This is a genomic window from Mitsuaria sp. TWR114, assembly GCF_007997345.1.
The window spans coordinates 1-12,730 of record NZ_VOSR01000508.1 but is presented as its reverse complement, the minus strand read 5'-3'; the positions used below and the strand labels follow the sequence as shown (position 1 = coordinate 12,730).

Sequence of the window (12,730 nt, the reverse complement as noted above, 5' to 3'; positions counted from 1 at the left end):
GCCGCCGGACAGCTGGTGCGGCCGCTGCTGAGCGACGCGTTCCAGCTCGAAGGCTTGGATCCAGCGGTCCACCGCCTCGCCGCCCTCGTGGCGCGACGGATTCAGCCAGCCCCGCTTGAGCGCGAACGCGATGTTCTGCCGCACGGTCAGCTGCGGAAACAGCGCGTAGTCCTGAAAAAGGAAACCGAGGCGGCGCTCGCGGGCGGGCACGTCGATGCCCGACGCGCTGTCGAAGACCGGCTGGCCGTCGACGCGGATCGACCCCTCGTCCGGCTTGAGCAGCCCCGCGATCGCCAACAGCGTCAGGCTCTTGCCGGCGCCCGACGGGCCGTGGATCACCGTGCGGCGAGCGTCGGTGGTGAAGGCGACATCGAGCTCGAAGCGGCGGCCGCCGCCTTCCACGTGCTTGCGGATGCGCACCTCGAAACTCATGCGCCACTCCTTGGACCCGCCAGCCGGCCCGCCACCAGCAGCACCGCGACGCAGGTCAGCGACACGATCAGCACCAGCAGGTTGGCGGTGTCGTCCTGCCCGGCCTGCACCGCCTCATACACCGCCACGGACAGCGTCTGCGTCTTGCCCGGGATGCTGCCCGCGACCATCAGCGTCGCGCCGAACTCGCCCAGCGCGCGGGCGAAGGCCAGCAGCACGCCGGCCAGCACGCCGCGCCAGGCCATCGGCAGCGTCACGCGGAAGAACAGCGCCCACTCGCCCAGGCCGAGCACGCGGGCGGCGCGCTCGAGCTGCGGATCCACGCCCTCGAAGGCCGCGCGGGCCGACTTCATCACCAGCGGGAACGCCACGATCGTCGCCGCGATCACCGCGCCCTGCCAGGTGAAGATCAGGTTGATGCCGAAGCTCTCCCACAGCCAGGCGCCCAGCCAGCCGCGCTTGCCGATGATCACCAGCAGGTAGTAGCCCAGCACCGTCGGCGGCAGCACCATCGGCAGCGTCAGCACCGCGTCCAGCAGTTCTCGTCCCGGGAAGCGGAAGCGCGCCAGCGCGAAGCCGGTCCCCACGCCCAGCAGCAGGTTCAGCGCGGTCGCCCAGCCGGCGACTTTCAGCGACAGCGCGAGCGCGATCCAGGCGGGTTCCACGTGCGCTGCGCTCCCGGCCGATCAGGGCTTCTGGAAGCCGTGCCGGGCGAGCACCGCCTGGCCGGCCGCCGAGGTGACGAAGTCCAGGAAGCGCTTGCCGCCCTCGGCATTCGCGCCGCCGGAGGTCACGGCGATCGGGTAGGAAATCGGCGCTGGGGTCGGCACGCCGAACAGGACGCGCACCTTGTCCTTGAACACCAGCGCGTCGGTCATGTAGACGAAGCCGGCCTCGGTCTCGCCGCGCGACACGTAGTCCAGCGCCTGCCGCACGTTCTGCGCGAAGACCGCCTTGGGCTCGATGGCCGACCACAGCCCGGCCTGCTCCAGGGCGGCCTTGGCGTAGCGGCCGGCGGGCACGCCCTCGGGCCGCCCGACCGCGACGCGCTTCACGGCGGACTGCTGCAGGTCGGAAAGGGTCTTCAGCGCCACGCCGCCTTCCGCAGGCGTGATCACCACGAGTGCGTTGCTGACGAAGTTGCGCCGCGTGCCTTCGACCAGCAGCTTCTGTTGCTGGGCCTTGTCCATCGTCTCCTGGTCGGCGGAGGCGAAGACGTCGACTGGCGCGCCCTTGGCGATCTGGGCGAGGAGTGCGTCCGATGCGGCGAAGTTGAACTGGAGCTTCGTGCCCGGATGCGCGGCCTCGAAGGCTGGCGCCAGTTCCCTGAACGCGTTGGTCAGGCTGGCGGCTGCGGAGACGGTGATCTCGGCCGCCTGCGCCAGGCCCGTGGCCATCAGCGCGAGGGCCAGCGCGGCGACGCGTCGGGTGATCGAAAGGGAAGTCGAGCGCATGGCGATTCCTCGTAGGAGCCGTCGACAAAACGAGCCCCGCAATATATCCCAGGATATTGCGCCCCCTTCGCCGACCGACTCCCTCCCCCGCACTGCGCCTCGTTGAAGGGCTCCCCCACCGCACTGCGCTTCGTTGAATGGCTCGGTGTGTCGACGCTGGCGGCGCCGGTGCCCCTCCGAGCGATTGCCGAGCGTGCGGAGGCGCTTGAGCGAGGAGGGGCACCGGCGCTGCCGGCGTCTGCTCGGTCCAGGCCCAGCCTCCCCGCGCCCGCCGAGGCCGTGCCTCAAGTCGCCAGCAGCTTCATCAACTGCCGGATTTCCGGCTTGGCAGCTTGAAGTGCGGTGTCCTCGATCTGTCGATAGAGCGTGATCAGCGCCCGTCCTGAGTCGGTCAGCGCGCTGCCACCGCCTTTGGCGCCGCCGGCCGCGGTAGCGACGGCGGGCGTTTTCAGCGCGCGATTGAGTTCATCGATCAGCAGCCAGGCGCGTCGGTAGGACATGTCCAGCGACTTGGCGGCTGCCGTGATGGAGCCGGTTTCGTCGAGCGCCTGGAGCAAGGCGATTTTTCCGGGCCCGATGGCGATGATGTCTCCGACGGTCACGCGCATGCGGAGTTTGAGGCTTGGCTTGGGCGCGAGCTTGGGCGCCGGTTTGGGCTTCACGTGAGGAGGAGTCGGGCGGGCCACCATGCCGCGCATTAAACCTGATGCCGGCGCGCTCAATCGGCCAGTCGCCAGCAGCCGCGGCCGGCCGCCTTCGCCGCATAGAGCGCATCGTCCGCGCGGCCGAGCAGCGCCACTTCGCCTTCCTGGCCGCCGTCGTGGCAGGCGATGCCGATGCTGGTGGACAGCTGCAGCTGCTGCCCCTGCAGCGTCAGCGGCGCCTTCACCGCGTCCAGCACCTTGCGCGCCACGCCGGCGGCTTCGTCCGGCGCGTTCAGGTTCTCGAGGATCAGCACGAACTCGTCGCCGGCCAGGCGGCAGAGCTGGTCGGTCTCGCGGATCGCGCCGCGCACCCGGTCGGCGAAGGCCCGCAGCACCGCGTCGCCGGCCGCATGCCCCAGCGAATCGTTCACCTGCTTGAAGTGGTCCAGGTCCAGGAACATCAGCGCCAGCGTCCGGCCGTTGCGGCGGTTGCGCGCCAGCGATTCCGACAGGCGGGACTCGAACTGCCGCCGGTTCGGCAGCCCTGTCAGCGGATCGACGCGGCTGAGCTGGTCCAGCTCCCGCTCGACCTGCTTGAACGCGGTGATGTCGGTGGCCAGCGTGTAGACGCCGGCCACGCTGCCATCGGGCTGAACGTCGGGCACGTATTCGGCCAGCAGGTCCCGCACCACGCCGTTGGCTTCGGAGCGCGTCTCGAAGCGCTGCCGCGCGCCGGCCAGCGCCGCCTTCAGGAAGGGCAGCCGCTGCTCGTGCAGCACCGGCCCGATGACCTCAGCCAGCGGCCGGTCCAGCGCCTCCTCCGGCGCCATGCCCATCCAGGCGCGGAAGGTCGCGTTGAGGAACCGGAGCCGGTGCTCCGAGTCGATGTAGGAGATCAGCACCGGCAGGTTGTCGGCGATGGTGCGCAGCCGGCGCTCGATGGACTCCTGGCGCAGCAGCGCGTCGTGCAGTTCCAGCGTGCGCGCCTGCACGCGCAGCTCCAGCGACGCGTTCAGCTCGGCCAGCGAGCGGTCCTGATCGGCCTGGCGGTGCGCCAGGTCGTTCAGCGCCTGCGACAGCACCGCCGCCTCGCGGTAGCCACCGACGGCCGGCAAATGGTCCTCGCTGAGATGACGGCGCTGCGCGATCGCGGCGGCCAGCTCGCGCAGCGGCCGGCTCATGCGCCGCGCCAGCCACCAGCTCAGCGGCACCGCCAGCGCCAGCATCAGGATCGCGCTCAGCGCGATCTGACGCCGCAGGCCGTAGTAGTCGGCCAGCGCCACGGCCACCGGCTGCCGCACCAGCACCGTCCAGCCCAGTCCCGGATACGGACCGTAGCCCTGGCTGGGCACGCTCACCGCGAAGTACTCGACGCCGCCGGCCTCATGGTGACGCAGGCCCTGCCCGCTCTCCGCGCCGATCGGCATCTTCCTGCCCTCCTGGTCCGAGGGTCCCAGGATCACCACCCCGTCCTTGCCCAGCACCAGCGCGTCGGCCTGGTGGGAGGCCATGGTCGCGTCGATCAGCTCGCTCTTGATCTGGCGCGCCCAGCCCCAGCTCAGGTGGACGCCGAACACGCCCTGCAACTGCCCGCGCCCATCCAGCAGCGGCACCGCGAAGTCGACGAAACGCCAGGGCTCGTTCTGGCGCGGCAGGAGTTTTTCCAGCAGCAGCGCCGCATGCACGTCGCCGACGAAGGGCTGGCCGCCCCGCGCGCCCTGCCACCACGGTCGCTTGGAGACGTCCACCCCGTCCAGCAGGCCGCCGGCGGCGGCGAGCACCTTGCCCTGCGCGTCGGTCACGCCCAGCCACGCGAAGTGGTCGAAGCCGACCTGCACTTGGTCCAGCGCGCGACGCATCCCCTCGGGATCGTCGAAGCGGCGGAAGGGCTCCAGCTGCGCCAGCACCCGCACTTCCTTGAACTGCTGCGCCATGCCGCGATCGAGCGCGTCGCGGAAGTCGACGGCCACCTGTCGCAGCGACTCCACCGCGCGCCGCTCGGCGTGGGCGCGGGCGAAGTTCTCGATCAGCAGCGCGGTGATCAACAGCGCCGTCGCCACCGCGGCCAGCACCATCGCGGTGAGCCAGCGACCGAGCGAAGCCCGCGAGCCGCGCGGCGGAATGAAACCATCGTGACCGCCGGCGGCGGTGGAGCCGCCCGGTCGTCCGGGCGTGGGAGGAGGCGGGAGCGCCTGGGAGTGATCGTGCATCGCGGAGTTGTATCGAGAGCGGCGACCGGCCGCAACGCGGGATAGTGCCACTGCACCAGCGGTGGGCGATGACGGAACCTGCGGAGGCACCGTCACGGGGCAGGCTTTGCAGGCGCACCAAAACCGGTCAAGCTCGGGCCCGTGCCGGCCCCGCCAGCGCGCCGGGCTGGGCACGGGCCTTGCAACCTGCCCCGCCGGGCCGCCGCCCGGAGGCGGTCCGTCCCTGGAGACCCCATGCATGCGCTGACTTTGCCGGCCGCCGGCCATTACGACGAGATGCTGCTGCAAAGCGGCGCGATCCGGCCCAGCTACCAGGCCTTCGCGGACTGGCTGCACGCACAGACGCCGGAGGCGCTCGCGAAGAAGCGGGCCGAGGCCGACCTGCTGTTCCACAAGGTGGGCATCACCTTCGCCGTCTACGGCGACGAGGCCGGCGCGGAGCGCCTCATCCCCTTCGACACCGTCCCCCGGATCGTCCCGGCCGACGAATGGCGGATGCTCGAACGCGGCCTGCGCCAGCGCGTCACCGCGCTCAACCGCTTCCTGTGGGACATCTATCACGAGCATGAGATCGTGAAGGCCGGCCTGATCCCGGCCGAGCAGGTCTTCGCGAATGCGCAGTATCAGCCGGCGATGCAGGGGCTGGACCTGCCGCTGGGCGTCTACGCCCACATCACCGGCGTCGACCTGATCCGGCATGCCGACGGCGGCTATTACGTGCTCGAGGACAACCTGCGCGTCCCCTCCGGCGTCAGCTACATGCTGGAGAACCGCAAGATGATGATGCGGCTCTTCCCCGAGCTGTTCGCCAAGTACGCGATCGCGCCGGTCGCCCACTATCCGGCGCTGCTGCTCAACACGCTGCGCCAGGCCAGCCCGGCGGACAACCCGACCGTCGTCGTGCTGACGCCGGGACCGTTCAACTCGGCCTACTTCGAGCATGCCTTCCTCGCGCAGCAGATGGGCGTCGAGCTGGTCGAGGGCCAGGACCTGTTCGTCAAGGACGGCTTCGTGTTCATGCGCACCACCGTCGGCCCCAAGCGCGTGGACGTGATCTATCGCCGCATCGACGACGCCTTCCTCGACCCGCTGGCCTTCCGCGCCGATTCGATGCTGGGCGTGCCGGGGCTGCTGTCGGTCTACAAGCAGGGCCACGTGGTGCTGGCCAATGCGATCGGCACCGGCGTCGCGGACGACAAGTCCATCTACCCCTACGTGCCGGACATGATCCGGTTCTACCTCGGCGAGGAGCCCATCCTGCACAACGTGCCGACCTGGCAATGCCGCAAGCCCGAGGACCTCGACCATGTGCTGAACCACATGGCGGACCTGGTGGTGAAGGAGGTCCACGGCGCCGGCGGCTACGGGATGCTGGTCGGGCCGGCGTCGACGGCGGCCGAGGTCGCCGACTTCAAGGAGCGGGTCACGGCCAACCCGGCCAACTACATCGCGCAGCCGACGCTGTGCCTGTCGAGCTGCCCGACCTTCGTCGAGCGCGGCATCGCGCCCCGCCACATCGACCTGCGGCCCTTCGTGCTCTCGGGCCGCGAGGTCAACATGGTGGCCGGCGGCCTGACGCGCGTCGCGCTGAAGGCCGGCTCGCTGGTCGTCAATTCGTCGCAGGGCGGCGGGACGAAAGACACCTGGATCCTGGAGAGAACATGATGCGCGCACGCCCACTTCCTTCGCTGGCCGTCGACGCGGCGCCCGCCTCCCTTGGGAACGGCCCGGCAGGAGGCTCGACATGCTGAGCCGCACCGCCGCCCAGCTCTACTGGATGAGCCGCTACCTGGAGCGCGCCGAGAACCTCGTGCGGATGCTCGACGTGACGCATTCGCTGTCGCTGCTGCCGCAGTCGCGCGGCGCCGCGACGGAGCTGGCCGCGCCGCTCGCGGTGACCGGCACGCTGGAGGCCTACCAGGCGCGCCATCCCGGCCTGAGCGCCGAGCAGCTGTTCCGCTTCATGGGGCTGGACCTGGACAACCCGGCCTCGGTGCTGTCCTGCATCCGCCAGGCGCGCGAGAACGCGCATGCGGTGCGCGGCCAGATCACCGCCGAGATGTGGGAAGCCATCAACACCAGCTGGCTGGAGGCGCGAGGACTCGCGCGCAAGGGCTTCGCCGAGCCGTCGTCCTTCTTCGACTGGGTGAAGGAACGCTCGCACCTCTTCCGCGGCGCCACCTACGGCACGCTGCAGCGCAACGACGCCTACTGCTTCATCCGGCTCGGCACCTTCGTCGAGCGCGCCGACAACACCGCGCGCTTGCTGGACGTGAAGTCCCAGCTGATCGCGCCGGCGGTGGACACGCTGGCGCCGGTCGACGCGCCCAGCGAGAGCGCGCCCGACTTCTACGCGTGGAACGCGCTGCTGCGCTCGCTCTCGGCCTTCGAGGCGTATCACGCGGCCTACCGCGACAGCCTCAACGGCCGCCGCGTGACGGAGCTGCTGATCCTGCGCCCGGACGTGCCGCGCTCGCTGCGCGCCTGCTGTGACGAGATCCGTGCCATCCTGCCGCAGATCGAGGCGCGCGGCGGCGCCGAGGACGCCGGCCGCACCGCCAAGCAGAGCGCCGGCCGGCTCGCGCTGCGCCTGGAGTACGGTGCGGTGGACGAGATCCTCGAGCAAGGGCTGCATCCGTGGCTGACAGGCTTCCTGGAAGACTCGGCCCGCCTGAGCCTGGACATCCAGCAGGCCTACTTCGAAGCGCAATGACCTCGGCGCCGACCGCGTCGTTCCGACGCGGCGGACGCCACCCGGAGACAAGGCATGCACCTGCACATCTCGCACGAGACGGTCTACGACTACGACGCGCCGGTGGCGCGCAGCACGCAGTACCTGCGCCTCACGCCGCGCGCGGGCCGTGGCCTGCGCGTGCTGCACTGGCATCTGGAACTGCCGGCACCGGCAAGCGCCTGCAAGGACGCGTTCGGCAACACCATGCATGTGTTGAGCCTGGACGGTCCGCGGCGCGACATCGTCCTGCGCGCGGTCGGCGAGGTCGACACCAGCGATGCGCCCCCCACGCCCGATCCCGAGGATGAGCTGCCCGCGCCGCTGTTCCTGCGCGACAGCCCGCTGACGCGCGCGGACGAGCCGCTGCGGCAGTTCGCCGCGAGCTTCGCCGACGCCGCGACCGCCGATGCCCACGGCGCGCTGCTGGCGCTGATGGCGGCGCTGGGCGAGCGCATGCCCTACGTGCGGGGCTACACCGACGCGGCCACGCCGGCGGCGCAGGCCTTCGCCACCGGTCACGGCGTCTGCCAGGACCACGCTCAGGTCTTCGTCTGCTGCGCGCGGCTGCTGGGGCTGCCGGCGCGATATGTGTCGGGCTACCTGGCCACCGACTTCGAGCACGTCGCCAGCCATGCCTGGGCCGAGGTGCGGCTGCCCGACGCCACAACGACGGCGACGGCGGCGACGGACGGTCGTGACGCATCGCACGGCATGGCGGGCGGCTGGCTGGGTTACGACATCAGCAACCAGTGCCTGGCCGATGGTCGCTACGTGAAGCTGGCGATCGGCGCGGACTATCTGGACGCCTGTCCCGTGCGCGGCGTACGAACAGGCGGCGGGCTCGAAACCATGCGGGCCGAAGTGCTCGTGAAGCCCGGCACGGCCGATCAGCAATGACGAAGGGCGCCTCGCCCACAAGCGCGGATTGATCGGCTACGCTCGCGTCCCATGACTTACTGTGTTGCCATGCGGCTGCGTGCCGGCCTGCTGTTCGCGTCGGATTCCCGCACCAACGCGGGCGTGGATCACATCGCCACCTTCCGCAAGATGAATGTGTTCGAGCAGCCTGGCGAACGCCTGATCACGCTGCTCAACGCCGGCAACCTGGCGACGACGCAGAGCGTGGTGAGCCTGCTGCGCCAGCGCGCGGTCGGCCAGGGCGCGCACCTGATGAACCTGACCTCGATGTACGACGTCGCGGAGCTGGTGGGCAAGACCCTCAAGGAAGTGGTCGCGCGCGACAGCGATGGTCCCGGCCAGCTCAACCAGGGCGTGGACTTCGGCGCCAACTTCATCGTTGGCGGCCAGATCCGGGGCGAGGCGCCGCGGATTTTCCATGTCTATCCGCAGGGCAACTTCATCGAGGCCACGGAAGACACGCCCTACCTGCAGATCGGCGAATCCAAGTACGGCAAGCCCATCATCGACCGCGTGATCGATTTCGACAGCTCGCTGGCCGAGGCCACCAAGTGCGCGCTGATCTCGTTCGACTCGACGATCCGCAGCAATTTGTCGGTGGGCCTGCCGATCGACATGCTGCTCTACAAGACCGACAGCTTCGCGCCCGCGCAGCCCCACCGCATCACGCGGGAGGATCCCTACTTCATGAAGGTGAGCCAGGGCTGGGGCGGCGGCCTCAAGCGCGTCTTCGAGCAGTTGCCGGACGAGGACTGGTTCGCGTGAGCGAGCCCGGCTGACGCTCAGCGCTTGCAGTCGCAGACGTCGCTGCCGTTGTCGAAGACGACGCGCCAACGGCCATCGGGATCGAGTCGCCAGGTCGATGCGAAGCGCGCGACCAGCTTGCCCTTCGCATGCACCGGTCCGGTCGAATAGGCGAGCGTGCCGTCCGGCAGCGCCTCGACGAGATCGGGCGCCCATGAGAACGGCGCCTCGGCGCCATCGAAGAAGCGCTTCCATTCCGCGAGCACGGCTGCCCGGCCGCGCAGCGGCTTGCTGCCGTTGATGAAGATCGCGTCCTCCGCGACGAATTCGGCGAATGCCTTGAAGTCGCGTTTGGCCATGGTCGCGGCGAAGGCGATCTCGGCCTCGCGCACCGCGGACGCGCCACTCGGCGCCACCGCCTGCGCCTGCAACGGCGCCATGAACGAAACCGCCAGCATGCCGGCGGTCAATGCCAAGGGGGATCGAAGGATCGAGCGGCGGTCGGGCATGGCGAGGCTCCTGGTGACGTAGGCCGAGGAGTCTAGGCCGCGCGCGCCCTCATGCCGATGGACACGCCCCTTTCGACGGCCCCCTCCCGAGCGACTCACTCATCCAGCGACTTCAGGAACTGCCTCAGCTCCGGCGTCCTCGGCGCGCCGAAGATCTCGGCCGGAGGTCCGATCTCGTGCACGCGGCCCTGGTGCATGAAGATCACCCGGTCCGCCACCTTGCGCGCGAAGCTCATCTCGTGCGTGACCATCAGCAGGGTCATGCCCTCCTCGGCCAGCGACTCCACCACCCGCAGCACCTCGCCCACCAGCTCGGGGTCCAGCGCCGAGGTGATCTCATCGCACAGCAGCACCTGCGGCTCCATCGCCAGCGCCCGCGCGATCGCCACGCGCTGCTGCTGACCGCCGGACAGCTGGTCCGGCATCGCGTCGAACTTCTCCGCCAGCCCCACCCGCGCCAGCAGCGTCCGCGCCTGCTCGGCGGCGTCCTGGTCGGAGCGCTTCTTCACCAGCGTCGGCGCCAGCATCACGTTGCGCCCCACGCTCAGGTGCGGGAACAGGTTGAAGCCCTGGAAGATCATGCCCACCTGCTGCCGCAGCGCGCGCATCGCCATCGCGCTGTCGTGCAGCAGCGGCTTGTCGGCCACGCGCAGGGAGCCGTCCTGGAACTGCTCCAGGCCGTTGATGCAACGCAGCAGCGTGCTCTTGCCCGAGCCGCTCTTGCCGATCAGCGCGATCACCTCGCCGCGCATCACGTCCAGGTCGATGCCCTTGAGCACCTCGTTGGTCCCGTAGGACTTGCGCAGCGCGGTGATGCGCACGATGGGCACGCCCGGCACGGGCGCGGGCGACGCCTCGGCCGTCACGGTCTCAGGCAGCACGGCCATGTTGCTTCCTCTCCAGATGTTGGGCAGCCAGGCTCACGGGGAAGCACAGCGCGAAATAGAACAGCGCCACGCAGCCGAAGACCAGGAAGGGCTTGAAGCTCGCGTTGGCGATCATCCCGCCCGCCTTGGTCAGCTCCACGAAGCCGATCACCGAGGCCAGCGCGGTCCCCTTGATCACCTGCACCAGGAACCCGACCGTCGGCGCGATCGCCAGGCGCGCGGCCTGCGGCAGGATCACGTGCCGCAGCTGCTCGCCGAAGCTCATCGCGAGGCTGCGCGCGGCCTCCCACTGGCCGCGCGGCACGGCCTCGACGCAGCCGCGCCAGATCTCGACCAGGTAGGCGCTCGTGTAGAGCGTCAGCGCCAGCGACGCCGCCGTCCACGCCGACACCTCGATGCCCAGCAGCGCCAGCCCGAAGTAGGCGAGGAACAGCTGCATCAGCAGCGGCGTGCCCTGGAACAGCGCGACGTACGCGCCGATCAGGCGCTGCGTCCTGCGGCCCAGGCCGATGCGCAGGCACAGCAGGGTGCCGCCGACCAGGCCACCGCCGATGAAGGCGATCAGCGACAGCGCCACCGTCCAGCGCAGCGCGAGCGCCAGGTTGCGCAGGATGTCCCAGAGGGTGAACTCGATCATGGACGGCTCCCCGTGCCGGTGCCGGCCAGGCGTCGCCACAACGCCGGCCGTGTCGGCGCCGGTGCGCCGCCGAAGAACCACCGAGGCCCGGCCCAGAGCAGCAGGCGCCGCACCAGCACGGACAGCGCCAGGTAGATCAGCGTCGCGACGATGAAGGCCTCGAACGCGCGGAAGTTGCGGCTCTGGATCAGGTTGGCGGCGTAGCTGAGCTCCTCGGTGGAGATCTGCCCGCACACCGCCGAGCCCAGCATCACGATCACGATCTGGCTCGTCATCGCCGGCCACACCCGCTTGAACGCCGGCGGCAGGATCACCCGCGTGAAGACCTGCGTCGGCCCGAGCGCCAGGCTCTGCGCCGCTTCCCACTGGCCCTTGGGCGCGGCCTGGATGCCGGCGCGCAGGATCTCGGTGCCGTAGGCGCCCAGGTTCAGCGTCATCGCGATCAGCGAGGCGCTGGACGGCGACAGCTTCACCCCCAGCGACGGCAGGCCGAAGAACACGAAGAACAGCTGCACGATGAACGGCGTGTTGCGCAGCAGCTCGACATAGACGCCGACCAGGCGCCGCGCCCAGGCCGGGCCACAGGCGCGCGTCCAGGCGCCCAGCGTCGCGATCGCCAGGCCCAGCGGCACCGCGATCACGGTCAGGCCCACGGTCCACGCCAAGCCGCGCAGCAGCAGCGGCCATTCGGCGAGGACGGCGCCGAAGTCGAACTCGATCATGGGCGGCTCCCGGAGGGACCAGCGAATGGCGCGGTCGGTCTCACGTCAGGCACGGCGGCGATCCGCGTCCGCTCAGAGCGGCAGCTCGCCAGCGCCGCGGCCCAGCCACTTCTTGGACAGGGCCTCGAGTTCGCCCGCCTGCTTGGCCGCCGCGATGATCGCGTTGACCTTGGCCAGCAGCGCGTCCTCGCCCTTGGCGACGCCGATGAAGCAGGGGCTGTCCTTGAGCAGCAGCTTGTATTCGACATTCAGGCCGGGCTGGCGCTGCATCAGGTTGCCGGCGACGGCGGCGCTGGTGGCCAGCACCTGCGTCTGGCCGGCGGCGAATGCGGCGATGGTCGCGTTGTTGTCCTCGAAGCGCTTGAACTCCAGCGTCGACGGCGCGACCTTGGCCAGCTCCTGGTCCTCCATCGCGCCGCGCGTGACCGCGACGCTCTTGCCGGCGAGGTCGGCGAAGCTCTTGATCGCCAGGCTCTTGGGCGCGAAGACCGCCTGGTAGAAGGGCGCGTAGGCCGAGCTGAAGGCGATGACCTTCTCGCGCTCCGGGTTCTTGCCGAGCGTGGAGATGACCAGGTCGGCCTTCTTCGTCTGCAGGTAGGGAATGCGGTTGGCGCTGGTCACCGGCACCAGCTCGACCTTCACGCCGAGCTTGGCGGCGATCAGCTCGGCCATCGCGACGTCCAGGCCCTGCGGCTTCATGTCGGGACCGACGAAGCCGTAGGGCGGGTAGTCGGTCGGGATGGCGATCTTGATGGTCTTGGCCTTGGTGATCGTGTCCAGCGCGGTCTGCGCCTGGGCGCCCAGCGCGAGCAGGCCCAGGCCCGCGGCCAGCAGCAGGC

Annotated in this window: 14 protein-coding genes; 4 read left to right on the top strand and 10 right to left on the bottom strand. The window is 70.1% G+C overall.

What is annotated here, in order from left to right:
• The 5 genes from FUT87_RS17970 to FUT87_RS17950 all read right to left on the bottom strand — a co-directional run.
• A partial coding sequence (locus FUT87_RS17970) for an ATP-binding cassette domain-containing protein (RefSeq protein WP_147241902.1) occupies nucleotides 1-432 on the bottom strand: 432 nt, incomplete at its 3' end.
• Complete coding sequence (gene modB, locus FUT87_RS17965; protein WP_091729165.1) at nucleotides 429-1,097, bottom strand: molybdate ABC transporter permease subunit; 669 nt, start codon at nucleotides 1,095-1,097, stop codon at nucleotides 429-431. The genes modB and FUT87_RS17970, both read right to left, overlap by 4 nt.
• Before the next feature lie 21 nt (nucleotides 1,098-1,118).
• Complete coding sequence (gene modA / locus FUT87_RS17960) at nucleotides 1,119-1,886, bottom strand: molybdate ABC transporter substrate-binding protein (protein WP_147241901.1); 768 nt, start codon at nucleotides 1,884-1,886, stop codon at nucleotides 1,119-1,121.
• 284 nt (nucleotides 1,887-2,170) lie between these two features.
• Nucleotides 2,171-2,548, bottom strand: a complete 378-nt coding sequence (locus tag FUT87_RS17955; protein ID WP_404932654.1) for a winged helix-turn-helix domain-containing protein — start codon at nucleotides 2,546-2,548, stop codon at nucleotides 2,171-2,173.
• A 56-nt stretch (nucleotides 2,549-2,604) separates the two neighbouring features.
• Complete coding sequence (locus FUT87_RS17950) at nucleotides 2,605-4,740, bottom strand: diguanylate cyclase domain-containing protein (RefSeq protein WP_186830605.1); 2,136 nt, start codon at nucleotides 4,738-4,740, stop codon at nucleotides 2,605-2,607.
• A 234-nt stretch (nucleotides 4,741-4,974) separates the two neighbouring features.
• Between FUT87_RS17950 and FUT87_RS17945 the strand changes: the two genes are divergently transcribed.
• From FUT87_RS17945 to FUT87_RS17930, 4 genes are all read left to right on the top strand, one after another.
• The gene (locus FUT87_RS17945) at nucleotides 4,975-6,405 is read left to right on the top strand and encodes a circularly permuted type 2 ATP-grasp protein (RefSeq protein WP_147241899.1); all 1,431 of its coding nucleotides are present in this window, start codon (nucleotides 4,975-4,977) and stop codon (nucleotides 6,403-6,405) included.
• A gap of 79 nt (nucleotides 6,406-6,484) precedes the next feature.
• Entirely contained in the window at nucleotides 6,485-7,453 is a 969-nt protein-coding gene (locus FUT87_RS17940; RefSeq protein ID WP_147241898.1) for an alpha-E domain-containing protein, read from the top strand.
• Between the two features lie 54 nt (nucleotides 7,454-7,507).
• Nucleotides 7,508-8,371, top strand: coding sequence for a transglutaminase family protein (locus tag FUT87_RS17935; protein ID WP_147241897.1), 864 nt, complete (start codon nucleotides 7,508-7,510; stop codon nucleotides 8,369-8,371).
• A 51-nt stretch (nucleotides 8,372-8,422) separates the two neighbouring features.
• Nucleotides 8,423-9,157, top strand: coding sequence for a proteasome-type protease (locus tag FUT87_RS17930; protein ID WP_091729188.1), 735 nt, complete (start codon nucleotides 8,423-8,425; stop codon nucleotides 9,155-9,157).
• A 17-nt stretch (nucleotides 9,158-9,174) separates the two neighbouring features.
• Here FUT87_RS17930 and FUT87_RS17925 read toward each other — a convergent pair whose 3' ends face one another.
• The 5 genes from FUT87_RS17925 to FUT87_RS17905 form a co-directional block, all read right to left on the bottom strand.
• Nucleotides 9,175-9,594, bottom strand: coding sequence for a DUF4440 domain-containing protein (locus FUT87_RS17925; protein WP_186830604.1), 420 nt, complete (start codon nucleotides 9,592-9,594; stop codon nucleotides 9,175-9,177).
• 146 nt (nucleotides 9,595-9,740) lie between these two features.
• Nucleotides 9,741-10,532, bottom strand: coding sequence for an amino acid ABC transporter ATP-binding protein (locus tag FUT87_RS17920; protein WP_147241896.1), 792 nt, complete (start codon nucleotides 10,530-10,532; stop codon nucleotides 9,741-9,743).
• Nucleotides 10,516-11,169 carry an amino acid ABC transporter permease gene (locus FUT87_RS17915; RefSeq protein ID WP_147241895.1) on the bottom strand — a complete coding sequence of 218 codons (654 nt, stop codon included), beginning with the start codon at nucleotides 11,167-11,169 and terminating at the stop codon, nucleotides 10,516-10,518. Before FUT87_RS17915 ends, FUT87_RS17920 begins: the two co-directional genes overlap by 17 nt.
• Nucleotides 11,166-11,891 carry an amino acid ABC transporter permease gene (locus FUT87_RS17910; RefSeq protein ID WP_147241894.1) on the bottom strand — a complete coding sequence of 242 codons (726 nt, stop codon included), beginning with the start codon at nucleotides 11,889-11,891 and terminating at the stop codon, nucleotides 11,166-11,168. Before FUT87_RS17910 ends, FUT87_RS17915 begins: the two co-directional genes overlap by 4 nt.
• 72 nt (nucleotides 11,892-11,963) lie before the next feature.
• Nucleotides 11,964-12,728, bottom strand: a complete 765-nt coding sequence (locus FUT87_RS17905; RefSeq protein WP_147241893.1) for a transporter substrate-binding domain-containing protein — start codon at nucleotides 12,726-12,728, stop codon at nucleotides 11,964-11,966.
• Nucleotides 12,729-12,730: the final 2 nt, after the last annotated feature.

Bases quoted from the DNA above. Each gene is read 5' to 3' on its own strand.
- FUT87_RS17910 (WP_147241894.1), bottom strand. From the start codon at position 11,891: ATGATCGAGTTCGACTTCGGCGCCGTCCTCGCCGAATGGCCGCTGCTG.
- FUT87_RS17945 (WP_147241899.1), top strand. From the start codon at position 4,975: ATGCATGCGCTGACTTTGCCGGCCGCCGGCCATTACGACGAGATGCTG.
- FUT87_RS17920 (WP_147241896.1), bottom strand. From the start codon at position 10,532: ATGGCCGTGCTGCCTGAGACCGTGACGGCCGAGGCGTCGCCCGCGCCC.
- FUT87_RS17935 (WP_147241897.1), top strand. From the start codon at position 7,508: ATGCACCTGCACATCTCGCACGAGACGGTCTACGACTACGACGCGCCG.
- FUT87_RS17940 (WP_147241898.1), top strand. From the start codon at position 6,485: ATGCTGAGCCGCACCGCCGCCCAGCTCTACTGGATGAGCCGCTACCTG.
- FUT87_RS17915 (WP_147241895.1), bottom strand. From the start codon at position 11,169: ATGATCGAGTTCACCCTCTGGGACATCCTGCGCAACCTGGCGCTCGCG.
- FUT87_RS17925 (WP_186830604.1), bottom strand. From the start codon at position 9,594: ATGCTGGCGGTTTCGTTCATGGCGCCGTTGCAGGCGCAGGCGGTGGCG.
- FUT87_RS17950 (WP_186830605.1), bottom strand. From the start codon at position 4,740: ATGCACGATCACTCCCAGGCGCTCCCGCCTCCTCCCACGCCCGGACGA.
- modA (WP_147241901.1), bottom strand. From the start codon at position 1,886: ATGCGCTCGACTTCCCTTTCGATCACCCGACGCGTCGCCGCGCTGGCC.
- FUT87_RS17930 (WP_091729188.1), top strand. From the start codon at position 8,423: ATGACTTACTGTGTTGCCATGCGGCTGCGTGCCGGCCTGCTGTTCGCG.